At 62.6% G+C, this 21,351-nt stretch carries 21 protein-coding genes; 12 read left to right on the forward strand and 9 right to left on the reverse strand.

Annotated features, from left to right (window positions below; all coding sequences use genetic code 11):
- Window positions 1-17: 17 nt before the first annotated feature.
- The 5 genes from GJB56_RS09705 (at window position 18) to GJB56_RS09725 (ending at window position 7,999) form a co-directional block, all read left to right on the forward strand.
- Window positions 18-1,310, forward strand: a complete 1,293-nt coding sequence (locus GJB56_RS09705) for an adenosylmethionine--8-amino-7-oxononanoate transaminase (protein ID WP_020908047.1) — start codon at window positions 18-20, stop codon at window positions 1,308-1,310.
- Window positions 1,311-1,367: 57 nt separating this feature from the next.
- Window positions 1,368-3,707, forward strand: a complete 2,340-nt coding sequence (gene glgX / locus GJB56_RS09710) for a glycogen debranching protein GlgX (RefSeq protein WP_020908048.1) — start codon at window positions 1,368-1,370, stop codon at window positions 3,705-3,707.
- Window positions 3,708-3,720: 13 nt separating this feature from the next.
- Window positions 3,721-6,096, forward strand: a complete 2,376-nt coding sequence (gene treY, locus GJB56_RS09715; RefSeq protein WP_113684164.1) for a malto-oligosyltrehalose synthase — start codon at window positions 3,721-3,723, stop codon at window positions 6,094-6,096.
- 94 nt (window positions 6,097-6,190) lie between these two features.
- Complete coding sequence (locus GJB56_RS09720) at window positions 6,191-7,003, forward strand: mycofactocin-coupled SDR family oxidoreductase (protein WP_019748832.1); 813 nt, start codon at window positions 6,191-6,193, stop codon at window positions 7,001-7,003.
- A gap of 66 nt (window positions 7,004-7,069) precedes the next feature.
- Entirely contained in the window at window positions 7,070-7,999 is a 930-nt protein-coding gene (locus GJB56_RS09725) for an NADP-dependent oxidoreductase (protein WP_113684165.1), read from the forward strand.
- A 6-nt stretch (window positions 8,000-8,005) separates the two neighbouring features.
- Here the strand turns inward: GJB56_RS09725 and GJB56_RS09730 are convergent, their stop codons facing one another.
- A complete protein-coding gene (locus GJB56_RS09730; RefSeq protein WP_230091165.1) occupies window positions 8,006-8,425 on the reverse strand; it encodes a PaaI family thioesterase in 420 nt (139 codons plus the stop codon).
- A 55-nt stretch (window positions 8,426-8,480) separates the two neighbouring features.
- Here GJB56_RS09730 and GJB56_RS09735 point away from each other — a divergent pair, with 55 nt between their 5' ends.
- A complete protein-coding gene (locus tag GJB56_RS09735; protein WP_113684167.1) occupies window positions 8,481-9,074 on the forward strand; it encodes a TetR/AcrR family transcriptional regulator in 594 nt (197 codons plus the stop codon).
- A 34-nt stretch (window positions 9,075-9,108) separates the two neighbouring features.
- On the opposite strand, the gene GJB56_RS09740 is transcribed toward GJB56_RS09735, so the two are convergent.
- On the reverse strand, window positions 9,109-10,005 hold the full coding sequence (locus tag GJB56_RS09740; RefSeq protein WP_113684168.1) for an EamA family transporter: 897 nt from the start codon (window positions 10,003-10,005) through the stop codon (window positions 9,109-9,111).
- 83 nt (window positions 10,006-10,088) lie between these two features.
- On the opposite strand from GJB56_RS09740, the gene GJB56_RS09745 reads away from it, so the two are divergent.
- Entirely contained in the window at window positions 10,089-10,979 is an 891-nt protein-coding gene (locus GJB56_RS09745; protein ID WP_113684169.1) for a LysR family transcriptional regulator, read from the forward strand.
- A gap of 1 nt (window position 10,980) precedes the next feature.
- Here GJB56_RS09745 and GJB56_RS09750 read toward each other — a convergent pair whose 3' ends face one another.
- Genes GJB56_RS09750 through GJB56_RS09760 form a run of 3 tightly spaced genes read right to left on the reverse strand, consistent with a single transcriptional unit; the run spans window position 10,981 to window position 12,270 of the window.
- Window positions 10,981-11,337, reverse strand: a complete 357-nt coding sequence (locus GJB56_RS09750) for a PLD nuclease N-terminal domain-containing protein (RefSeq protein WP_019748838.1) — start codon at window positions 11,335-11,337, stop codon at window positions 10,981-10,983.
- Between the two features lie 57 nt (window positions 11,338-11,394).
- Window positions 11,395-12,018 carry a TetR/AcrR family transcriptional regulator gene (locus GJB56_RS09755; RefSeq protein WP_019748839.1) on the reverse strand — a complete coding sequence of 208 codons (624 nt, stop codon included), beginning with the start codon at window positions 12,016-12,018 and terminating at the stop codon, window positions 11,395-11,397.
- A gap of 57 nt (window positions 12,019-12,075) precedes the next feature.
- A complete protein-coding gene (locus GJB56_RS09760) occupies window positions 12,076-12,270 on the reverse strand; it encodes a DUF1918 domain-containing protein (RefSeq protein WP_003941743.1) in 195 nt (64 codons plus the stop codon).
- Window positions 12,271-12,448: 178 nt separating this feature from the next.
- Between GJB56_RS09760 and GJB56_RS09765 the strand changes: the two genes are divergently transcribed.
- The 3 genes from GJB56_RS09765 to GJB56_RS31910 are packed head-to-tail and all read left to right on the forward strand — an operon-like array spanning window position 12,449 to window position 15,220.
- A complete protein-coding gene (locus GJB56_RS09765; RefSeq protein ID WP_113684170.1) occupies window positions 12,449-14,461 on the forward strand; it encodes an MFS transporter in 2,013 nt (670 codons plus the stop codon).
- Between the two features lie 40 nt (window positions 14,462-14,501).
- A complete protein-coding gene (locus tag GJB56_RS09770; RefSeq protein ID WP_019748842.1) occupies window positions 14,502-15,092 on the forward strand; it encodes a TetR/AcrR family transcriptional regulator in 591 nt (196 codons plus the stop codon).
- On the forward strand, window positions 15,089-15,220 hold the full coding sequence (locus tag GJB56_RS31910) for a hypothetical protein (protein WP_256922339.1): 132 nt from the start codon (window positions 15,089-15,091) through the stop codon (window positions 15,218-15,220). Before GJB56_RS09770 ends, GJB56_RS31910 begins: the two co-directional genes overlap by 4 nt.
- A gap of 21 nt (window positions 15,221-15,241) precedes the next feature.
- Here GJB56_RS31910 and GJB56_RS09775 read toward each other — a convergent pair whose 3' ends face one another.
- The 4 genes from GJB56_RS09775 to GJB56_RS09790 all read right to left on the reverse strand — a co-directional run bounded on the left by GJB56_RS09775 (window position 15,242) and on the right by GJB56_RS09790 (window position 18,087).
- Window positions 15,242-15,655, reverse strand: coding sequence for an arsenate reductase ArsC (locus GJB56_RS09775; RefSeq protein ID WP_113684171.1), 414 nt, complete (start codon window positions 15,653-15,655; stop codon window positions 15,242-15,244).
- Window positions 15,652-16,755 carry an ACR3 family arsenite efflux transporter gene (gene arsB, locus GJB56_RS09780; RefSeq protein ID WP_113684172.1) on the reverse strand — a complete coding sequence of 368 codons (1,104 nt, stop codon included), beginning with the start codon at window positions 16,753-16,755 and terminating at the stop codon, window positions 15,652-15,654. Before arsB ends, GJB56_RS09775 begins: the two co-directional genes overlap by 4 nt.
- Window positions 16,752-17,138 (reverse strand): ArsR/SmtB family transcription factor, encoded by a 387-nt coding sequence (locus tag GJB56_RS09785; protein WP_113684173.1) that lies wholly within the window; start codon window positions 17,136-17,138, stop codon window positions 16,752-16,754. Before GJB56_RS09785 ends, arsB begins: the two co-directional genes overlap by 4 nt.
- A 64-nt stretch (window positions 17,139-17,202) precedes the next feature.
- Window positions 17,203-18,087: a helix-turn-helix domain-containing GNAT family N-acetyltransferase gene (locus GJB56_RS09790; RefSeq protein ID WP_113684174.1), complete on the reverse strand. Its 885-nt coding sequence runs from the start codon at window positions 18,085-18,087 to the stop codon at window positions 17,203-17,205.
- A 95-nt stretch (window positions 18,088-18,182) separates the two neighbouring features.
- Here GJB56_RS09790 and GJB56_RS09795 point away from each other — a divergent pair, with 95 nt between their 5' ends.
- Together GJB56_RS09795 and treZ are read left to right on the forward strand one after the other, a co-directional pair.
- Window positions 18,183-19,544, forward strand: a complete 1,362-nt coding sequence (locus GJB56_RS09795) for an NAD(P)-binding domain-containing protein (protein ID WP_113684175.1) — start codon at window positions 18,183-18,185, stop codon at window positions 19,542-19,544.
- Between the two features lie 69 nt (window positions 19,545-19,613).
- The gene (gene treZ / locus GJB56_RS09800) at window positions 19,614-21,335 is read left to right on the forward strand and encodes a malto-oligosyltrehalose trehalohydrolase (protein WP_021334079.1); all 1,722 of its coding nucleotides are present in this window, start codon (window positions 19,614-19,616) and stop codon (window positions 21,333-21,335) included.
- The last annotated feature ends 16 nt before the right edge of the window (window positions 21,336-21,351 follow it).

The following is a 21,351-nucleotide window of genomic DNA, read 5'->3' on the forward strand; positions in this document are numbered from 1 at the left end:
ATGGTTAGGGTGCATCCGTGCTCACAACCGGACTTGATCCCCATGACGTCTCCGCCATCGATGCCGATGTCCTCTGGCATCCGTACGGATCATTTCCCGCGTCGACTCGTCCGCTGATCGTCGACTCTGCCCAGGGGGCTACCCTCACGCTCTCCGACGGCCGCCGATTGGTCGACGGAATGAGCTCGTGGTGGGCCGCCATTCACGGATACCGCAATCCCGTGCTCGACACTGCTGCTGCACGGCAGCTGGGCAAGATGAGTCATGTCATGTTCGGCGGACTGACGCACGAACCCGCCGCTCGCCTCGGGCGACTACTCGTCGACATCACACCACCTCACCTCGACAAAGTGTTCCTCTCCGACTCCGGTTCGGTGGCCGTCGAAGTAGCAGTCAAGATGTGCCTGCAGTACTGGCGGAGCCTCGGAAAACCGTCGAAAAATCGTTTGATGACCTGGCGCGGCGGATATCACGGCGACACATTCACCCCCATGAGCGTCTGCGACCCCGACGGCGGCATGCACTCTCTCTGGACCGACGTCCTTCGCCCTCAGGTCTTCGCGCAGACTCCCCCGGCGGACTATCTCCCCGAATACGTGCAGGAGTTGGAAACGCTGCTGGCCGAGCATCACGAGGACCTCGCCGCGGTGATCGTCGAACCGGTAGTCCAAGGCGCCGGCGGAATGCGTTTTCACGACCCGGCATACCTGATCGACCTCCGTAACCTCTGCGACAAATACCAAGTCCTCCTGGTCTTCGACGAGATCGCGACCGGATTCGGACGCACCGGTGAACTGTTCGCCGCCGATCATGCCGGCGTCAGTCCCGACGTCATGTGCGTCGGCAAGGCACTGACCGGCGGGTACATGAGTCTGGCGGCAACGCTGTGCACCACGGAGATCGCAGAGACCATCACTGCCGGCGAGGGCGGCGGACTGATGCACGGCCCCACCTTCATGGGCAATCCACTCGCGTGCGCTGTCGCGGTCGCGTCGACCGAACTTCTGCTCGCAATGGACTGGCGGCGTGACGTCGCAACCCTCGAACGTGGCCTCACTCGCGGCCTCGCCGAAGCCGTCACAATTCCCGGGGTGGTGGATGTTCGAGTCAAAGGCGGAATCGGGGTCATCGAACTCGAGCAGCCGGTCGAGATGCAGAGCGCCACCGATGCGGCCGTCGACGCCGGGGTCTGGCTTCGACCGTTCCGCAACCTCGTGTACGCGATGCCTCCGTACCTGTGTTCGGACGCGGAGGTGGAACAGATCACAGCCGGAATGCTTGCAACCGCCCGCAGCCAGGCGAAACGGTGATCAGCGGCGTAGACAGTCGACAAGATTCGATCGGCTGCACCCGATAGGGTCTGATTCATGGATCAACCGCCGAGCGCGCCCTCAGCCACTCCCATCCCGGTATGGCCTGGCAGTGCGTACCCACTCGGTGCCACCTACGACGGCGCGGGGACCAATTTCTCGCTCTTCTCCGAGGTCGCCGAAGCCGTCGAACTGTGCCTGATCGCCAAGGACGGCACCGAAACCCGCATTCGGATGGACGAGGTCGACGGTTACGTCTGGCATGCGTACCTTCCGTCCGTGTCCCCCGGCCAGCGATACGGCTACCGCGTGCACGGGCCGTACGATCCGGCTGCAGGTCTGCGCTGCGATCCGAGCAAACTCCTGCTGGACCCGTACGGAAAAGCGTTCGACGGAGACTTCGACGGAGATCGTTCACTGTTCTCGTACGACGTCGAGTCGGCGGCGGACCCCGAACCTGCTGGAGACGACGAAACTCCTGCCGTGGAGCCGGAAGAAGCCACCGACGAAACGAGTTCGGAGGCCGAATCGGGCGAGGTGGGCCTCGAAGACGAGTCACCCACGGACGATCAGGAATCGGACGAGAGCCTCGACCCAGAACCCTTCGATCCCGAACCGCTCGTCGACGAACCCGCTACCATCCCTTTCCCCCAACATGATTCGCTCGGTCACACGATGTCGACCGTCGTCATCAATCCGTTCTTCGACTGGGCATCCGACCGCTCGCCGAAGCGTCCGTACCACGAGACGGTCATCTACGAAGCGCACGTCAAGGGTATGACCGCGACGCACCCCGGAGTTCCGGAGGAATTGCGCGGCACTTACGCCGGACTCGCGCATCCGGTGATCATCGAGCACCTCACCAATCTGGGTGTCACGGCGATCGAACTGATGCCGGTCCATCAGTTCATGCACGACCAGGTGCTGCTCGATCAGGGACTGCGAAACTACTGGGGCTACAACACCTTCGGCTTTCTTGCTCCGCACACCGACTACTCCTCGGCCGCCAAACCCGATGCGGCCGTGGCGGAATTCAAGGCAATGGTGCGCAGTTTCCACCAGGCGGGTATCGAGGTGATCCTCGACGTGGTCTACAACCACACCGCCGAGGGCAACCACATGGGGCCGACCATCAGCTTCCGCGGAATCGACAACGCCGCCTACTACCGACTGGTCGACGGCGACGAAGCGCACTACATGGACTACACCGGAACGGGCAACAGCCTCAATGCCCGTCATCCGCACACCCTGCAATTGATCATGGACTCGCTGCGGTACTGGGTCACCGAAATGCATGTCGACGGTTTCCGCTTCGACCTGGCCTCGACACTCGCCCGTGAACTGCACGACGTGGACCGCCTTTCCGCCTTCTTCGATCTGGTGCAACAGGATCCGATCGTCAGTCAGGTGAAACTGATCGCCGAACCGTGGGACGTCGGCGAAGGCGGTTACCAGGTCGGCAACTTCCCAGGCCTGTGGACCGAATGGAACGGCAAGTACCGCGATACCGTCCGCGACTACTGGCGTGGTGAGCCGGCAACGCTGGGCGAGTTCGCTTCCCGCCTCACCGGATCCTCTGATCTCTACGAGGCGACCGGACGTCGCCCCGGCGCGAGCATCAATTTTGTCATCGCCCACGACGGTTTCACCCTGCACGACCTCGTCTCGTACAACGAGAAGCACAACGAAGCCAACGGCGAGAACAACAACGACGGCGAATCGCACAACCGATCCTGGAACTGCGGCGTCGAAGGCCCCACAGACGACCCCGAAATCCTCGAACTGCGTGGACGTCAGAGCCGAAACATCCTGGCTACGCTGATGCTCAGCCAGGGCACCCCGATGCTTGCTCACGGCGACGAGATGGGCCGAACTCAGCAGGGTAATAACAACGTTTACTGCCAGGATTCGGAACTGTCATGGATGGATTGGACTCTCGCGGAAACCAATGCGGACCTCGTCGAGTTCACCAAGCGCGCAATTGCCTTGCGCGCCAAGAACCCGGTCTTCCGGCGTCGTCGATTCTTCGAGGGCCGACCCATTCGAAGTGGCGATCAGGGCCGAGACATCGCCTGGCTCACGCCGTCGGGCGAGGAGATGACTCCGGCCGACTGGGACAGCGGTTTCGGTAAGTCGTTGGCCGTCTTTCTCAACGGCGACGCGATCCCGGAACCGAACTACCGCGGCGAGCGTGTCACGGGAGATTCGTTCCTCCTGTGTTTCAACGCTCACTACGAAGATCTCGAATTCTCCACCCCCAACGCGGACTACGCGTCGGAGTGGACCGTCGTACTCGACACCTCGGTCCCCACTGGTGAGAGCGATACCGTGATCAAGGCCGGAACAACATTGGATGTAAAAGCGCGAGCATTGACGGTACTTCGCAGAACCGCCTGAGGGAGACGTGCACATGGCCCCGATAACCAGCACCTACCGACTGCAGTTGCGACCGGATGCATTCACTCTTCGTGATGCGGCCGCACAGGTGGACTACTTCGAGGCATTGGGGGTCTCACATCTTTATCTCTCCCCCATCCTCACTGCGACGTCCGGGTCGACGCACGGCTACGACGTCACCGATCCGACGACCGTGTCCGAAGGACTTGGTGGCCGCGAGGCTTTGGTGGAGCTATCGCGCGCGGTTCGATCACGTGGGATGGGCCTGATCGTCGATCTGGTCCCCAACCATGTCGGTGTCGCCAAACCTCGCGAAAATGCTTGGTGGTGGGACGTTCTCACGCACGGGCAGTCGTCGGAGTACGCGGATTTCTTCGACATCGATTGGGCCGAGGACAACGGAGCCAACGGAGCCAACGGAGCCAACGGCAAACTCTCGCTCCCGGTGCTGGGCAGCCAGGACGATCTCGACGCACTGACTGTCGAGAAGGATGGTGAGGAAACACTTCTCGCGTTCTACGAGCACCGCTTCCCTGTCGCCTCCGGCACCGAATTCGGATCTCCACAGGAGGTCCACTCCAGGCAGTCGTACCGACTCGTACCGTGGAACGCCGGAATCATCAACTACCGACGGTTCTTTGCCGTCAACGAACTCGCTGCACTGCGCCAAGAGGACCCCAAAGTCTTCGAACTCTGCCATCGGCAATTGAAGTCGTGGGTCGATGAAGGACTGATCGACGGCGTTCGCATCGATCACCCGGACGGACTCGCCGATCCGGCGGAGTATCTGGGGCGCCTGCGGGAACTGATCGGACCAGATCAGTGGCTCGTGATCGAAAAGATCCTCGGCCATACGGAACCACTCGATCCTCTGCTCCCGATCGACGGCACCACCGGATACGACGCACTCAATCAACTGGGCGGCATTTTCGTCGATCCCGCCGCCGAACTCGAATTGACCGAACTCTCCGCAGATCTGACCGGCGACGACGGGGACAGTACGTGGTTGCATCACACCGAACGTCAGTTCAAACGCGACACCGGGCGCGGTGACCTTGCACCCGAGGTTCGCAGACTCGTGCGCGCAATCCGACGCGAAACCGGAAGTCGTTGCAGTGAGACCGAACTGAACGACGCAGTTGTCGTCGCGATCGCTCGGATGCCGGTCTATCGATCCGACTACAGTCCGCTCGCCGGTTTGGCCGCTCGTATCGTCGGCGACATGCACGAACTGGCGCCTGGGCATGAAGCGGCGTTCAACGTGCTGGCGCAATCCCTGGTGAACGGCGGTGAAGCGGCGGTTCGCTTCCAGCAGGTGTGCGGCGCCGTCATGGCGAAGTCCGTCGAAGATCGACTCTTCTATCGGACGGCGCGACTGGTCTCACGTCAGGAAGTCGGCGGCAACCCTGCATCACTTGCCGTCTCCGTCGCCGAATTCCATCTCCACAACGCGGACCGAGCGAAGCGGTGGCCGCGGGCGATGACGAGTCTGTCCACTCACGACACCAAACGCGGCGAGGACGTGCGGGCACGGATCGGTGTTGTGTCTCAGGTGCCGACCCTGTGGTCCCGGCTGATTCGCGAGTGGGAAAACGTCTGCCCCAGCCCTGATCCGCTGACCGGATTGTTCTTGTGGCAGAACATCATCGGTGTGTGGCCGGCGGACGGCCGCTCGGCAGCCTCGGTTCCAGAGCTGCGCGAGCGTTTACACGCCTATGCGGAGAAAGCCGTCCGCGAGTCCGGCGCCAGGACTTCCTGGAACGATCCGGACGTCGGCTTCGAGTCGGCAGTGCACCGCTGGATCGACGAGGTGTTCGACGGACCTGTCGCTGATTCGGTCAGCGAATTCGTCGGCCGGATCGCGCGTCACGGCTGGGCGGACTCTCTGGGCCAAAAGCTGCTCCAACTCCTCGGGCCCGGAGTTCCCGACGTCTACCAGGGCACGGAGCTGTGGGAGGACTCGCTGGTCGACCCGGACAACCGGCGCGTTGTCGACTACGGAACGAGGCGATCACTGCTCGAATCCGGCGCCGCGCCGATCGACGCGACAGGAACCGCAAAGTTGCACCTCGTTCGCACGGCACTGACACTGCGGCGGGAGAACCCCTCGTGGTTCGATCACGGTGAGTACCGGCCCATCTTCGCTTCAGGTTCCGGATCCGGTCATCTGGTCGGCTTCTCGCGCGGCCCGGCAGGTGATCCGCCCATGGTCGTTGCTCTGGCGACGCGACATTCGCTCGGACTCTCGTCGCACGGCTGGCGAGACACCCGAATCGACCTTCCCGAAGGCGAATGGCTCGACGCACTGAGCGGACAACCCGTCACGTCCGCAGATGCGCGCGATGTCTTCGCCGACGGACCATGTGCCCTGTTGACCAGGGTGTGCTGAGCGGTTTCCGCTGACTGGACATTCACCCCCGAAAAGAACTTCGTCGCGCTAACTTCCGAAGAGCAGATCGTCACCACTATTCGGAGGTTTGAGCATGACTGCCAATCGATACACCGGAAAAGTTGCCTTCATCACCGGAGCAGCCCGCGGTCAGGGGCGGGCGGAAGCTGTCCGGCTGGCAGAAGAGGGCGCAGACATCATCGCCGTCGACGCGTGTGTTCAATTCGAATCCACGTCTTACGCCGGCGCCACCGAAGACGACCTGGCCGAGACAGTCGAACTGGTCAAGGCTCTGGACCGACGAATTGTCGCTACCAAGACCGACGTCCGCGACTTCTCTGCGCTGTCCGCGGCGCTCGATGCCGGCATCGACGAACTGGGGCGCCTCGACGTCGTCGTCGCGAACGCCGGAATCTGTTCTGCCAACATGTCCTGGGAAATCACGCCCGAGCAGTGGCAGGAAACGCTCGACGTCAACCTGACCGGAGTCTTTCACACCGCCAAGGCAGCGATCCCGCACCTGATCAAGCAAGGCACCGGTGGCTCGATCATCTTCACCAGCTCCGTCGCCGGCCTGCGTGGGCTCCCCTTCCTCGGCCACTACGTCGCGAGCAAACACGGCATCACCGGTCTGGCCAAGACGATGGCCTCGGAATTGGGGCAGTACAACATTCGGGTCAACACCATCCACCCGCACGGCGTGGAAACCGGAATGCAGATGACGGACATGCGGCCGCTCATCGACGCCAACGCTCACACCCTCGGTCCGATCTTCATGCAGACCTTGCCAGACCCGGTCAGCCAGCCGGAGGACATCGCCGCAGCCGTCGCGTTCCTCGGTTCCGACGAGGCCCATCACATCACCGGCATCGCGATGCCGCTCGATCTGGGCACCTTGATCCGCTGATCGAATCTTCTCGAGTTTTTCCCGTCCTCGGGGAATATCGCTTCCCCGAGGACGGTTGCGCGAGACATGACCAAAACTGTTGTAGCGCAGACGTACGGCACGCCCGAGGTCCTGGAGCTGGTGGACATCGATTTACCGGCGCCGAAATCAGGTGAAGTCCTGGTCGACGTGAAGGCGATCGGCGTCAATCCCTTCGACTTCAAGCTCTACAGCGGTGCTTTCGGCACTGATCCCGAGAAACTTCCGATCCGCCTCGGCGGCGAGGCAGCGGGCGTCGTCTCGGCGGTCGGCGACGGCGTTACCGGTGTTGCAGTCGGCGACGAGGTGATCGTCAGCCCCGGCAACGGTCTTTACGCCGAACAGGTAGTCGTTCCGGTCTCCTCGATCACCGCGAAGCCCGCCGGCATCAGCTGGGAACAGGCGGCCGGACTCCTTCTCGTCGGCGGAACTGCAGTCGACGCCCTCGACACCATTCGCGTCGGCTCCGGGGACACCGTCCTCATCCACGGCGCGTCCGGTGGCGTCGGCGCTATTGCGGTTCAGCTCGCCGCAGCACGCGGTGCCACCGTGATCGGCACTGCGGGAGCATCGAATCAGGACTACGTGCGCTCGCTCGGCGCCACGCCGGTGCTCTACGGCGAGGGCCTCGAAGCCCGCGTTCGTGAACTCGCACCGAACGGTGTCGACGCCGCTTTCGACACCGCCGGAACTGACGAAGCCGTCGATACATCTCTGGCGTTGGTCACCGACAAGAGCCGTATCGTCACCATCGTCGCGTTCGGACGCGCCCAGACCGACGGCTTCGCGTCTGTCGGCGGAGGCAACCCGGCAAGTGCCGAAGCACGTTTGAAGGCTCGCTCCGAACTGGTCGAACAAGCCGGGTCGGGACACCTCACCGTGAAGATCGCCAAGACCTTCCCGCTCGCAGACGTCGCACTCGCTCACACCGAGTTGCAGGGTTCTCATCCCGCCGGGAAGTTCATCCTCATTCCCTGAGGTTCCCTAAGCCTGAACGGCGAGTGGAACCAAGAGGGTAGTGCCGAACGCGACGAGCACGGATTCGCCTTCGCGTTCGGCATGTACCTCGGCAGTGACGAACACCTGCTTGCGCCCAGCCTTGACCGAGCGTGCCGTGGCGACGAATGCCGTTCCGACTCCCGGGTTCACGAAATTGACCGCGCAGTTGGACGCCGCCACGACACCAACCTGTGTAAAGGCGGCAAATCCGCACGCAGTGTCGATAAGTCCCGCCACAAGCGCAGCGTGCAAGTGTCCCGAGTACTGGCCGAGATCCTCACGCCATTCGAGCCGCAGGCAGACACGTCCTGGTTCGGCCCCCGTCACTTCGAATCCGGCCCACCGGTTGAAGGCCGCCGAGGCGTTGACTGCGCGCAATTGTTCCAGCATTTCCGAATGTTCCATGTAGACCAGTCTACATAGATTGTGGTGGATCGCTGGGGTGTTTAAGCTCCAACTCGTGGCGACTCCCCCGAAACACCGCGAAGCACTGGTACGAGCTGCAGCCGATCTGTTTCGCCGCCAGGGGTATGCGGCTACGGGACTCAACGAGATCCTCAAGTCGAGTGGCGCCCCGAAAGGTTCGCTCTACCACTACTTTCCCGGCGGCAAAGAGCAGATCGGCGAAGAGGTCGTCCGCGTCGGCGGGCAGTTGGTCACCGACACTCTGACCGAACTCGCCGACAGTCAACCGGACGCCGGAGCACTGCTGCGCGAGTATGCGCGACTGCTCGCTGGATGGGTGAGCGATTCGGACTTCCACGAAGGCTCGCCGATCACGACGGTGTTGTTGGAACTTGCCCCCGATTCGGAGAGCGTGACAGGCGCAGGACAGGCGGTCTACCGACAGTGGACTTCACTACTGCGCGACTCACTGATCGAGTCCGGTGTCGAACGCACTCGAGCGGAACGGCTTGCCGTCCTGGCAGTGTCCGCACTCGAGGGTTCGCTGGTGCGGGCTCGCGTCGAACGATCAGGTCAGCCGATCCTCGATTCGCTCGGCGAGGTCGCCGACGTGTTCGACGGAGCAATCGCTTCGGCGGCCGCGCACTGAGCCGACACACCCTGAGCGAACGGCACTCTCGGTCTCATGAAGGCGCCGAAAGGTACGTTCGCTCGGAATCGGACGGTGGGCCTGCCGGCTTCCCGCCACCACCCCGAGTGCCACCGCGGGCCGCGCCGATCCCCGCGACGACGACGCACGCGATACCTGCCACCGCCAGCAAACTCGGAACCTGTTGCAGCACAACAAGACCGATGAGCTGCGCGAAAGCGGGCTCGAGACTCATCAGCGTGCCGAATGCTGCCGTCGACAGCCGCCGCAGTGAGACCATCTCCAGAACGAACGGCACGACGGGCAGCAAGATCGCAAGTCCGAGGCCCACGAGAACCAGGTGCGGGGTCAGCCGCCCAATGGCCGAGTGGCCCACGGCAATTGTCGCGGCCAACCCGGCAACCGCCATCGACACCGCCAGCCCGTTGATACCGGCAACCTCGTCGCCGACCCGCTGGGTGAGCAGTATGCACATCGCCCAGCAGAGCGCCGCGCCAAGTGCGTACGCCACACCGACCAGATCGACTGTCCCTGCCCACGGTTCGGTGAGAAGCACTACGCCCACGCCTGCCAGAACCGGCCACAGAACGCGGCCACGCCCCCGGAGCAAAGCAACCGTAAGCGGACCCAAGAACTCCAGCGCGCTTGCCGTTCCCAGAGGAAGACGCTCGACGGCCGCCATGAACAACAGCGTCATGCCGGCGGTGACCACACCCAGGACCACGCAGGCCAGAAACGCCTTGCGAGTGAACGCGGAGGGACGGGGCCTGACGATGATCAGAAGAATGATGCCCGCCCAGGCGAGACGTATCCACGCTGCTCCGTCTGCTCCGAGCTGATCGATCAGACCCACCGACACGGCGAGCCCGAGCTGCACGCACAACATCGCCAGAACAGCCAGGCCCACTCCGGCCCGCGCTTTCGTATCCATAGCTGAATTGAACGGGACGCCAACCGTTCGTGTCCACGCGATTTTGACCTACATTATGTTCACGATTAGTGAATGATCGAACGATGGAAACCCGTCGACTCCATCTCCTCCTCGAACTCTCCCGCTTGGGTTCCATGCGCGCGGTCGCCGAAGCTCACAACCTCACGACATCGACAGTGTCCCAACAGCTCGCGGCTTTGACCGCGGAAACCGGTACTGCATTGATCGAACCGGAAGGCCGACGCGTTCGCCTCACACCTGCCGGTCAACGACTCGCCGATCATGCCGTCACCATCCTGGCAGCCGTGGATGCAGCTCGCCTGGACCTCGATCCGACCGCCGAACCGGAGGGGACATTGAGAGTCGGCGGATTCGCTACTGCCGTCAGAACCGCGATGCTCCCCGTCGCCCTGAGCCTGCAACACAGCCATCCACAGGTAGACGTGGTGATCTGCGAGTACGAACCGGCCGAGGCTTTTGACCTACTCGAACGAGATGACCTGGACCTCGCGCTGACGTACGACTACAACCTCGCCCCCGCATCCCCGAGCTCGTTACTCGAAGCACTACCACTCTGGTCGACGCCGTGGGGATTATGCGTTCCCGACAACGCCCGCACACCCGACGAGTCCACGAAATCCGGGATCGATCTCCGTGCCTTCGCAGACACACCATGGATAGTGAACTCACGAAACACAGCCGACGAGCGCGCTGTGCGAACCCTCGCGTCACTGGCTGGATTCACCCCTCGGATCACTCACCAGATCGACAGTCTCGACTTGGTCGAACTCTTGATACTCAGTGGTTACGGCGTGGGGCTGATGCCACTCGAACGCAAGACCCGCGAAGGCGTACGCGTCGTGCCGCTGACCGATCCGCCTGTCATCCTCACCGCCTATGCGGTGACGCGTCGCGGCCGATCGTCGTGGCCGCCGCTTCGGCTCGTGCTGGACCGTCTCACGGCCTACCGATAACTCAAATCCGATCAGCGTCGCCGTCGCGGCGCTGCTGCTTGGCAATTCGACGCTGCTCTTCCGCCCGCTCGCGGCACTGACGCAAGAATGCTTCGTCCGCCGCCGGATCCTGCGCAACGGCGCGTCCCGGACGCTCGTATTCGCCGTAACCGGTTGGGCCGACGTAACCGCGGGGCGCGTTCTGTCCGCGCCCGACCACCAGCCACAGAACGGACCCCAAGGTGGGAAGGAAGATGATGATCAGAATCCAGACGACCTTGGGTAGGTACTGGATGTAGGCGTCATCTCTCGTGATGGCGTCGACGATGCAGAAAATCCACAGCAACATCGTGATGAGGCCGAACAAGGCATAGGGCACGCTGGCGATTCCTCCCGAGAATAAAAAACCCTCGCCATGCTAACGAAAACAGACCGATTAGTACATTAGATTCTGGCGAATGTTGAACTCGAGCCATCCTCGGTATGCATCGACATCCCATCCACTGACTCGACGCAATTGCTGATGAAGCTGAGGCGAGACGAAAGCGGCAAGTATGCCCGCGGCTTTCTCGAGCGAAATCTCGGGCCTCAACAATCCGTGCTCGGATAGACCCTCAGCTATCGACATCGCATTGACGGCCGACTGATCCGACGATTCCTCGGACAGTCGCCGCATGTCGGCATCCGCACCTGACGATTCGACCGCGACCATCATCAGAGCGCCGGCACGTTCGAGCAGTCCGATGCCCTGTGCCACGATCTGGGAGACGATCCGGCGAACGTCATCGGGGTCCGAGGCCAGGTTCGGCGCGCCGAGTGGAACCTCGTCGGCATCGAGCGCCGCGGCGAGGGCCGCTTCGAAGATCTCGAGCTTCCCGCCCGGGAAGGCTGTGAACACCGTCCGATTGGCGACGCCGGCCGAGTCGGCAATCTGTTTGACGGTGGCACTGACGTATCCGTCTCGGACAAACAAGGTCGTCGCCGCATCACGAATGAGTTCACGCGTTCGCTGTGCGGAAGCTTCACGCACGCGGGAGTGGTACTGGCGTCTGCCCTCCATTGCGCACACTTTAGCCGCATTCGATGCAACGGCCATGCATGGAAAGAATCGTGCAGTTCAAGAGCCTTTTCCGGGGTGATCTATCCAGCCGTCGCTACCGGGAAACACCAACGCCTCGTGCCCGTTGTCGTACCTGACCAGATAGGGCGGCCCTCCGTCCTCCCCGTGGACTTCGAGGACCTCGGCAGTTACCTCCGCCTGCCCAACCACGCGCCCCTGGACATGGAGACGGTCACCCACTTCGGCATGCATCACTCCTCCTCGCTGCCCGCTCGCGCGGGCGCAGACCAACCACTGACGTTGTTCCCGCGATACCGACTTGGAAACCCTGGACGGGTTGCCGTCGTGAGGAATCGCATATTCACCGAAGGTGACAGCGAGGGGTGAACAGTGGTTCACTCATGGGTGAATTCCCGTTCACCACCTCCGCGTGAAGGACCGTCTCTTGGCATTGCACTCGTCTCCGACCACTCGCCGTTCAAGTCGGCTCATCACCGCAATTCTCTGTCTTTCCGGCACCGTGGTCGCGCTGCAGCAAACGATGGTCATTCCGTTGTTGCCCGATTTCCCGAAAATCCTCGGCGTCAGCGCTGACGACGCCTCCTGGCTCGTCACCGTCACACTCCTCACGAGCGCCGTCGCCACTCCGATCGTCTCCCGCCTGGCGGACATGTTCGGAAAACGGCGCATGATGCTGATCTCGATGACGATGATCGTGGTCGGATCACTGGTCGCGGCGATCGGCGGCAACTTTGTCGCCCTGCTGATCGGCCGTGGCCTCCAGGGCTTCGCGATCTCGATGATCCCCGTCGGAATCAGCATCATGCGCGACGAACTGCCCAAGGAGAAGGTGGCGTCGGCAACAGCCTTGATGAGCGCCACTCTCGGAATCGGCAGCGCACTCGGGCTCCCCCTGTCCGGGTTGATCTTCGAGCATCTAGGCTGGCCCGCCATCTTCTGGCTCTCGGCGATCGTGGGCGTCCTGTTGATCATCGCGGTAGCCGCCGTCGTCCCGGAATCGAGTGTTCGCACCCGCGGCAAATTCGACTTCCTCGGCGCGGTCATGCTCTCGACAGCACTCACGGCGATCCTCCTCGCCATCTCCAAGGGGGCCCGTTGGGGATGGACGAGCGAACTGACATTGCTCATGTTCGTCATCGGAATCGTGACGCTCGCACTGTGGTTCCCATACGAACTCCGGGTCACCCAGCCGATGGTCGACTTGCGAACGTCGGCCAAGCGGCCCGTTCTGCTGACCAACGTCGCCTCGATCCTCGTCGGCTTCTCGATGTATGCGAACAACCTCTCCACCACTCAGCAACTCCAGATGCCGAAGATCTCCGGCTACGGCTTCGAACTGGGAGTGATGGCGGCCGGACTGTGCATGATTCCGGCAGGCCTCGCGATGGTCTTCTTCGCTCCCGTCTCCGCGAACATCACGAAGCGATTCGGAGCCAAGATCACCCTGATCGTCGGCGGCACTGTGCTCGCGCTCGCCTACATCGCGCGCGTGTTCCTGACCGGCTCGATAACACTGATCATCATCAGCGCGGCGGTGGTCAGCATCGGAACTGCAATCGCCTACTCCGCGATGCCGATGCTGATCATGCGATCGGTTCCGATCACCGAAACCGCGTCCGCAAACGGCCTCAATTCGCTGCTCCGCTCAGTCGGTACGTCCACATCCAGCGCAGTGGTTGCCGCCATGCTCACCTCGATGGTCATCCCGTCCGGGCCGGGCGAGGGCCTTCCGTCGATCGACGCCTTCAAGAACATCTTCTGGCTGGCCGCCCTCGCCGCCGTGGCTGCTGCCGCTGCCGCTGCGTTCATTCCTCGCCGCGGCGCAAAACCGGAAACGGCGCTTCGCCCGGTGACCCCGGAAGGGTTCGAGCTTCCCGACGCCGCCGTGTCCGAAACGGAAATTGTGGTTGCCGGTCGTGTGGTCCGAGCCGACAGCCGACCGATCCGGCAGGCTGTTGTCACCGTGATGGACATGGAGGGGCGACCGATCGACTGGAGTCGCGCCGACAACGAGGGCAACTTCTCCCTCGCACTACCCCGGCCCGGACGGTACTTGGTGGTGACGAGTGCCGACGGCTGGTCCCCTCGGTCGCAGGTGATCGCTTTCGACAGCGCGCAATCGACGCACACCGTCGAACTCGGTGACCGCCTCACCATCTCCGGCAAGGTCGGAGTCGACGGCCGAACAACCTCGGGAACCGTCGTCACACTCACGAAACCGACCGGCGAATTCGTCGCATCCACCGTCACCGACGGAACCGGGCACTACGGAATCGCACTCCCGACATCCGGCCGGTACATCCTGACCGCACTGACCGAGAGTGGACACGGCACATTGGCTCGTCAGATAGCGGTCATCGCGCAGTCCACCGTCGTCGACTTCGACGTACCCGTCGATGCCGAGCCGTTGACGACAGTATGAGCAACCAAACGCATGGCGATCGGGTATCGAGGCGAGCGGCATGAGCAGCGGTGAAGCCAGCATCCTCACAGCAGCGAAAGCCTTGTTCGCGGAACGAGGTTACGCATCGACGACCATCAAGGACATCGCGGTCGCAGCCGGTTACTCCCCTGCCCTGGTCATGAAGATCTACGGCAGCAAAGCTCGGTTGTATTCGGCTGCGATCCCGTCCGCACCTCCGATGGACGAGGATCCCAATGCCGACGCCACCGGAAACATCGGCTGTCAACTGGTCGAGAAACTTGTCGCTCGTAGAGAATCCGACGAAACCGATCCGTGGGCAATGCTCGCAGTACACGTTCACGAGGCGCCAGATCCGGACGCCGCCCGGGCAGAGATCAAGGAACGATACGTTCACGGGATCGCACGACGCATCGGCGACACCGAGCCCGGTTTGGTTCGCAGCCAGGTCGTCGTCTCACTGTTGCTCGGACTTGCCACTGGCATGCGGACGCTCGAACTCCTCGGTGAGGATTCGTTGTCGTCGAAGGACCTGATCCGGCGCTACGGAAGTCTGATTCAAACAGTCGTCGACGAAATCGAACCGGTATCCGAGCACGAATCGGACATCAGTGGCACGGTGGAGGAATGACTACCTACCGATACCTCGACGCCGATCGAAACCTCCTCGAAGAGAAAGATTTCGAAACCGAGCAGGACGCACAGGAATACCGACTCTCGGTCCTCGGTGCCGAACACATCGAGCCCGCCGACGAATGATCCTGTCGATTCCCCGATCGGTCAGGGAGACTTCGCGGCAGTGGTGAGTTCAGCGATCAAGGCTTGAACGCGACGCTCGATTTCGTCACGGATCGGGCGAACCGCTTCGAGGCCCTGTCCGGCCGGATCGTCGAGAACCCAGTCTCGGTAGCTCTTGCCGGGGAAGATCGGGCACGTGTCGCCGCAGCCCATGGTGATGACGACATCCGAATCCTGGACGGCGTCAACGGTGAGGATCTTCGGAAACTGAGCTGAGATATCGATACCGTGCTCTGCCATCGCCTCGATCGCTGCCGAATTGACGGTCTCGGCGGGTGCGGATCCGGCGGAACGGACCTCGATGGCGTCGCCTGCGAGATGGCTCAGGAATCCCGCGGCCATCTGAGATCGGCCGGCATTGTGGACGCAGACGAACAACACCGATGGTTTGCTCATGACCTCGCACTTTCTCGACTGGATGAAACCTCTTCGACTGCAAAGCGTTTGCGTAGAGCAAGGGAGACATAGACCAGCCCGACGAGCACCGGTACCTCGATCAGCGGGCCGACAACACCGGCAAGAGCTTGCCCCGAGGTGGCGCCGTAGGTGGCGATGGCTACGGCGATCGCGAGTTCGAAGTTGTTGCCCGCGGCCGTGAACGCCAGGGTCGTCGTGCGTTCATAGCCCAATCCGATTGCGGCGCCGAGGATGTAGCCTCCGCCCCACATGAGCGCGAAGTACGCGAGCAAGGGCAGCGCGATCCGGACGACATCCCAAGGCTGGGAGGTGATCTGTTCGCCCTGCATCGAGAAGAGCACGACGATGGTGAACAGCAGACCGTAGAGCGCCCAGGGGCTGATCTTGGGGATGAACTTGTTGTCGTACCAGTCGCGGCCTTTGGCGCGTTCACCGAAGAAGCGGGACAGAAAACCTGCCAGCAGCGGGATACCGAGGAAGATCAGGACCGATTTCGCAATCTGCCAGGGCGAGGTGTCGATGGTGGTCTGTTCGAGGCCGAGACACCCGGGCAGGACCGAGAGGTAGAACCAACCGAGCACGGCGAACATGATCACCTGGAACACCGAGTTGATGGCGACCAGCACCGCGGCGGCTTCGCGGTCTCCGCAGGCCAGGTCGTTCCAGATGATCACCATCGCGATACAGCGAGCAAGACCGACGATAATCAGCCCGGTGCGATATTCCGGCAGGTCAGGCAGAAACAGCCAGGCGAGGGCGAACATCAGCGCCGGGCCGAGAACCCAGTTCAGGAACAGGGAGCCGGCGAGGAGTTTCTTGTCCCCGGTGACAGTGTCGAGGCGGTCGTAGCGAACTTTCGCCAACACCGGGTACATCATGATCAGCAGGCCGAGGGCGATCGGCAGGGAGATGCCGTCGATCTGCACCTTGTCCAGGGCAGTGTTCACACCGGGGATCCAGCGTCCAACCAGCAGGCCGACGACCATGGCCACGCCGATCCAGACCGCCAGATAGCGGTCGAGGGTGGAGAGTTTTCCGACGACTGCGGGGTGTCCGGTGGTGGCAGCGGTGTTGCTCATGCGGTGACCTCTGAGCACGCGTCCGCGACACTCACGCTCGTACCTTCAACCAGTAGAACGGCGGAAAGCTGTTGCAGCGCAGCCGGAATAACCCAGTAGTACACCCAGGTCCCGCGTCGTTCACAGTCGAGCAACCCGGCCTGACGCAACACCTTTAGGTGATGCGAGATAGTCGGCTGAGACAGATCGAACGAGTCGGAGATGTCGCAGACGCAGGCTTCACCACCCTCGTGACTTGCCACCAAGCTGAGCAAGCGGAGGCGAACCGGATCGCCGAGGGCTTTGAACATCCGCGACAGGTCGCCGGCCCAATCCTCGGTCAGAGGTTCACGGACGAGCGGGGTGCAGCAAGCCTCGGACTCCGGTGACTCTTGATTCGACATTCTTCGATATTGACAGATATCGAATCCACGCGCAATCGAGTGCCCGGTCGGCCCGATCCCGGACTCACCCCTCGGCGGTCACCGCACGTCGTTCGAGCAGAACGGTGTCACGCCACACACCGTCGAGCTGGGCAATCTTCTCGCGGAGACCGATAGTTCTGAACCCGGCCGAATGATGCAGCGAGATGGAGGCGCGATTCTCGGGAAATATCGACGTCTGCAGTGTCCAGAGGTCGTCGACATCAGCGGCCATGACTTGCTTGCGCAACAACGCCTTTCCGACACCCCGACCACGCATTCCGCCCGCGACGTACACGGAGTTTTCCGCCACCCCGCGGTAGCAGTCACGCTCGGAAACTGGACTCAACGCAGCCCAACCGACAACAACACCCTCGATAGTCGCGACCCACCGATGCTGCGACAGCCACCGTTCGTGGAGATGCTCACGCGAGGGGACCTCAGTAGCAAAGGTGGCATTTCGGGTGTCGATACCCTCGCCGTAAATACGGCGAACCGCATCCCAGTCGTCGTCGATCATGGCCCGGACAGAGACATCGTCGGGCAGATCACTCGGGCTGCAAGGACGCGGAGCAAGGACTCCCATCACCACGTCCGCCGCCTGCGGCAGGGCAACGCAACACGTCGGATTCATCGCGACGACCGTGCTCGTCCCCTCCTTACGCATGGTCACAAAACCCACATCGGCGAGCTTGCGCAGGTGGTGCGACACCGTCGGTTGTCCGATCCCCAACGCTTCGGCGAGCGCTCCGACGGTAATACCACCGACCGCGCTCGCCACCCGGTGAAGCAATCGGACGCGCATCGGCTCGGCAAGGCAGGCGAACCACTGCGCGTAGGTATCGGCATCGCCCTGCGCGAGGACGGAAGAACCAATCTGATCCGGGTCCGAATCACCGACGCGCACCGTCGGAGTCTGCAGCGATGTCATCTCTCCACTATATCGACAGCTGTCGATGGTTGCCTACATTGATGATTGTCGATACAGTTCCACTAAGATCGATAATCGTCGATGAAAGGTACGAGATGAACCCCCTACCCGTTGTCGTGATCGGGGCCGGCCCGATCGGCCTGGCGGCCGCAGCAGAACTGCGCGAACGCGGACTCACACCCCTTGTCTTCGAGCGCGGAAGCACAGCCGGTGCTGCGGTCTCCGAGTGGAATCACGTTCGACTGTTCTCCCGGTGGTCCGAACTCGTCTCCCCCGCCGCGCAGCGACTCCTCGAGCAGAATGGATGGCGCTCTCCCGACGCTGAGACGTACCCGACCGGCCGGCAATGGCGCGACCTCTACCTCGGGCCACTCGCCTCAACACTCGGCGACGCCATCCAGTTCGACACCGAAGTGATCGGCGTAGCCCGACGCGGACGTGACCTGGTCGTCGACGCCGGCCGCGATACCGAACCCCTCTCGATTCATCTGCGCCGCCGTGACGGAACCGAGGACCGCGTGTTCGCCCAGGCGGTTGTCGACGCATCCGGCACCTGGGGTACTCCCAACCCGCTCGGCGGTGAAGGTCTTCCCGCCCTCGGCGAGGGCGCTGTGGGCACTGCGATCAGGTACCGGGTTCCTGATCTCGACGATCCGGCGGTGCGTGCACAGTTTGCCGGAAAACACACGGTCATCGCGGGGAGCGGCCACTCTGCGCTGACGGCGATCGTTGCGCTGTCGGGGTTGGCGGAGCAGGCTCCGAGCACCCGCATCATCTGGGCGGTCCGCCGAGGAAACGTCGGCTCAGCGTTCGGTGGCGGCGAAGCTGACGAACTGCCCGCGCGCGGCGCCCTGGGACTGCGCGCAAAGAAGGCCGTCGAGGACGGACTACTGAGAGTGGTCACCGGCTTCCGCACCGCAGAGGTGACAACAACCCCTTCGGGACAACTCGTACTTGCCTCCGATGCCGGTGATCGCATCGAGAACGTGGACAACGTCATAACGCTGACCGGATTCCGCCCCGATCTTTCCTGGCTTTCGGAAATTCGACTCGGCCTCGACCCGGTCTTACAAGCACCGGTCGAGTTGGCTCCACTGATCGACCCGAACGTCCACTCGTGCGGCACGGTGTACCCGCATGGCGCGAAGGAGCTTCGCCATCCGGAGCCAGGCGTGTACTTGGCAGGAATGAAAAGCTACGGCCGGGCACCCACCTTCCTGGCGATGACCGGCTACGAGCAGGTTCGCAGCATCGCCGCCGAACTCGCCGGCGATCACGAAGCGGCAGCCCGGGTCGAGTTGATCCTTCCGGAGACCGGAGTCTGCGGCGGTGCAGGTGTTTTCGACGAAGCTGACGCAGCGGAAGCCGAAGGCGGGGAAGCCGAGGGCGGATGCTGCGGCGCACCCACTCCGGAACTGATCACGTTGTCCGCTCCGTCTGGCAACACCCGCGGCTAGAAACAGTCCATGACGACGGATCCACCCCGCCGGGCTGCCACATCCGACCGAACAAGGCATGCTGATCGTGTGCATACTTTCGAGGTCTGGGCGCCAACGCCGGAATCGGTCCGGGTCGAAGTCGATGGCATCACGCACGACATGGAGCGGACCGACGACGGGTGGTGGCGAGGCGAGGTCGACTGCGACAACGAAGCTCGCTACGGCTTTGTCGTCGACGGTCAAATACTCCCGGATCCGCGGTCACCACGCCAGCCCGAAGGCGTGCATCTCCGCTCCCAACTGCACCAACTCGACGAGTCCTCCTGGACCGACTCTCAGTGGACCGGACGGCAACTCCCAGGATCGTCGGTCTACGAACTGCACATCGGAACGTTCACCCCCGAAGGAACTTTCGACGCCGCGATCGAGCGTCTCGATCACCTCGTGGACCTCGGCGTCGGGTTCGTCGAGATCATGCCGGTCAACGGTTTCAACGGAACTCACAACTGGGGCTACGACGGTGTGCTCTGGTACACGGTCCACGAGATCTACGGTGGCCCGGACGGGTTACAGCGCTTGGTGAATGCGGCCCACGAACGTGGACTCGGCGTGATCCTGGACGTGGTCTACAACCACCTGGGCCCGTCGGGTAACTACCTCGAAAAGTTCGGCCCCTACATTGCCGATGGCGCGAACACCTGGGGCCGAACGATCAACATCGGAGGCCCGCAGTCGGGCGAGGTTCGCGAATACATCATCGGGAATGCCCTGCGATGGATGCGTGATTTCCACATCGACGGCCTACGCCTCGACGCCGTCCACGCGTTGGTCGATCACACCGGAACGCACATCCTCGAGGAACTCGCCGTCCGAACGGAAACACTGTCGGCCCATCTGGGCCGACCGCTCACGTTGATTGCCGAAAGTGATCTCAACGACGCCACTCTGATCACGCCACGAGCGGCGGGCGGGTTCGGCTTGGACGCGCAGTGGGACGACGACATCCACCACACCATTCACACAGCCGTCTCCGGCGAACGTCAGGGTTATTACGCCGACTTCGGATCCTTGGAATCCCTTGCAAGTACATTGCGGCGCGGGTTCTTCCACGCCGGAACGTATTCCTCGTTCCGTGGGCGGGTTCACGGCCGGCCGATCGATATCACGCATCAGCCCGCCAGCGCTCTGCTTGCATACACGTGCACCCACGATCAGATCGGCAACCGAGCGATCGGCGACCGCCCGAGCGCCTATCTGACGCCAGGACAATTGGCGATCAAGGCAGCACTGGTCCTGCTCTCGCCGTACACGCCGATGCTGTTCATGGGAGAAGAATGGGGAGCCTCCACTCCGTTCCAGTTCTTCACCTCGCATCCGGAACGGGAACTCGGCGAGGCCACCGCCAAGGGCCGTAAGGCGGAGTTCGCGGCACACGGCTGGAACAGCGACGACATTCCGGATCCGCAAGATCCACAGACATTTCTGCGATCGAAACTGGACTGGGACGAGCGAACCGACGAGACACATGCTCGCGTCCTGGCGTGCTATCGCGATCTCCTTGCCCTGCGCAAGAAGCGAATCGAGATCACCGACCCCTGGCTGGGGCACCTGCACGTCGACTACGACGAGGACGACCAGTGGATCACCCTGCGCCGCGGCGCATTACAGATCGTGTGCAATCTGGGAACGGACGCGGCCTCGGTCCCAGCCGGCGGAACCCCCATCCTCTGGTGGGATCCGCCGACACAGGACGAGACCGCGTCCGCAACAGTCGTGCCTGGGCACTCGTTCGTCGTACTCGAAAGCTGACTACCCGGATTCTGCA

It is taken from the genome of Rhodococcus sp. AQ5-07 (assembly GCF_009707305.1).
Taxonomy (GTDB): Bacteria; Actinomycetota; Actinomycetes; order Mycobacteriales; family Mycobacteriaceae; genus Rhodococcus_F; species Rhodococcus_F erythropolis.

Excerpts from the sequence above, each read along its gene's own strand:
- glgX (WP_020908048.1), top strand. The coding sequence starts at position 1,368 with ATGGATCAACCGCCGAGCGCGCCCTCAGCCACTCCCATCCCGGTATGG.
- treY (WP_113684164.1), top strand. The coding sequence starts at position 3,721 with ATGGCCCCGATAACCAGCACCTACCGACTGCAGTTGCGACCGGATGCA.
- GJB56_RS09720 (WP_019748832.1), top strand. The coding sequence starts at position 6,191 with ATGACTGCCAATCGATACACCGGAAAAGTTGCCTTCATCACCGGAGCA.
- GJB56_RS09725 (WP_113684165.1), top strand. The coding sequence starts at position 7,070 with ATGACCAAAACTGTTGTAGCGCAGACGTACGGCACGCCCGAGGTCCTG.
- GJB56_RS09730 (WP_230091165.1), bottom strand. The coding sequence starts at position 8,425 with ATGGAACATTCGGAAATGCTGGAACAATTGCGCGCAGTCAACGCCTCG.
- GJB56_RS09740 (WP_113684168.1), bottom strand. The coding sequence starts at position 10,005 with ATGGATACGAAAGCGCGGGCCGGAGTGGGCCTGGCTGTTCTGGCGATG.
- GJB56_RS09745 (WP_113684169.1), top strand. The coding sequence starts at position 10,089 with ATGGAAACCCGTCGACTCCATCTCCTCCTCGAACTCTCCCGCTTGGGT.
- GJB56_RS09755 (WP_019748839.1), bottom strand. The coding sequence starts at position 12,018 with ATGGAGGGCAGACGCCAGTACCACTCCCGCGTGCGTGAAGCTTCCGCA.
- GJB56_RS09760 (WP_003941743.1), bottom strand. The coding sequence starts at position 12,270 with ATGCATGCCGAAGTGGGTGACCGTCTCCATGTCCAGGGGCGCGTGGTT.
- GJB56_RS09770 (WP_019748842.1), top strand. The coding sequence starts at position 14,502 with ATGAGCAGCGGTGAAGCCAGCATCCTCACAGCAGCGAAAGCCTTGTTC.
- GJB56_RS31910 (WP_256922339.1), top strand. The coding sequence starts at position 15,089 with ATGACTACCTACCGATACCTCGACGCCGATCGAAACCTCCTCGAAGAG.
- GJB56_RS09775 (WP_113684171.1), bottom strand. The coding sequence starts at position 15,655 with ATGAGCAAACCATCGGTGTTGTTCGTCTGCGTCCACAATGCCGGCCGA.
- arsB (WP_113684172.1), bottom strand. The coding sequence starts at position 16,755 with ATGAGCAACACCGCTGCCACCACCGGACACCCCGCAGTCGTCGGAAAA.
- GJB56_RS09785 (WP_113684173.1), bottom strand. The coding sequence starts at position 17,138 with ATGTCGAATCAAGAGTCACCGGAGTCCGAGGCTTGCTGCACCCCGCTC.
- GJB56_RS09790 (WP_113684174.1), bottom strand. The coding sequence starts at position 18,087 with ATGACATCGCTGCAGACTCCGACGGTGCGCGTCGGTGATTCGGACCCG.
- GJB56_RS09795 (WP_113684175.1), top strand. The coding sequence starts at position 18,183 with ATGAACCCCCTACCCGTTGTCGTGATCGGGGCCGGCCCGATCGGCCTG.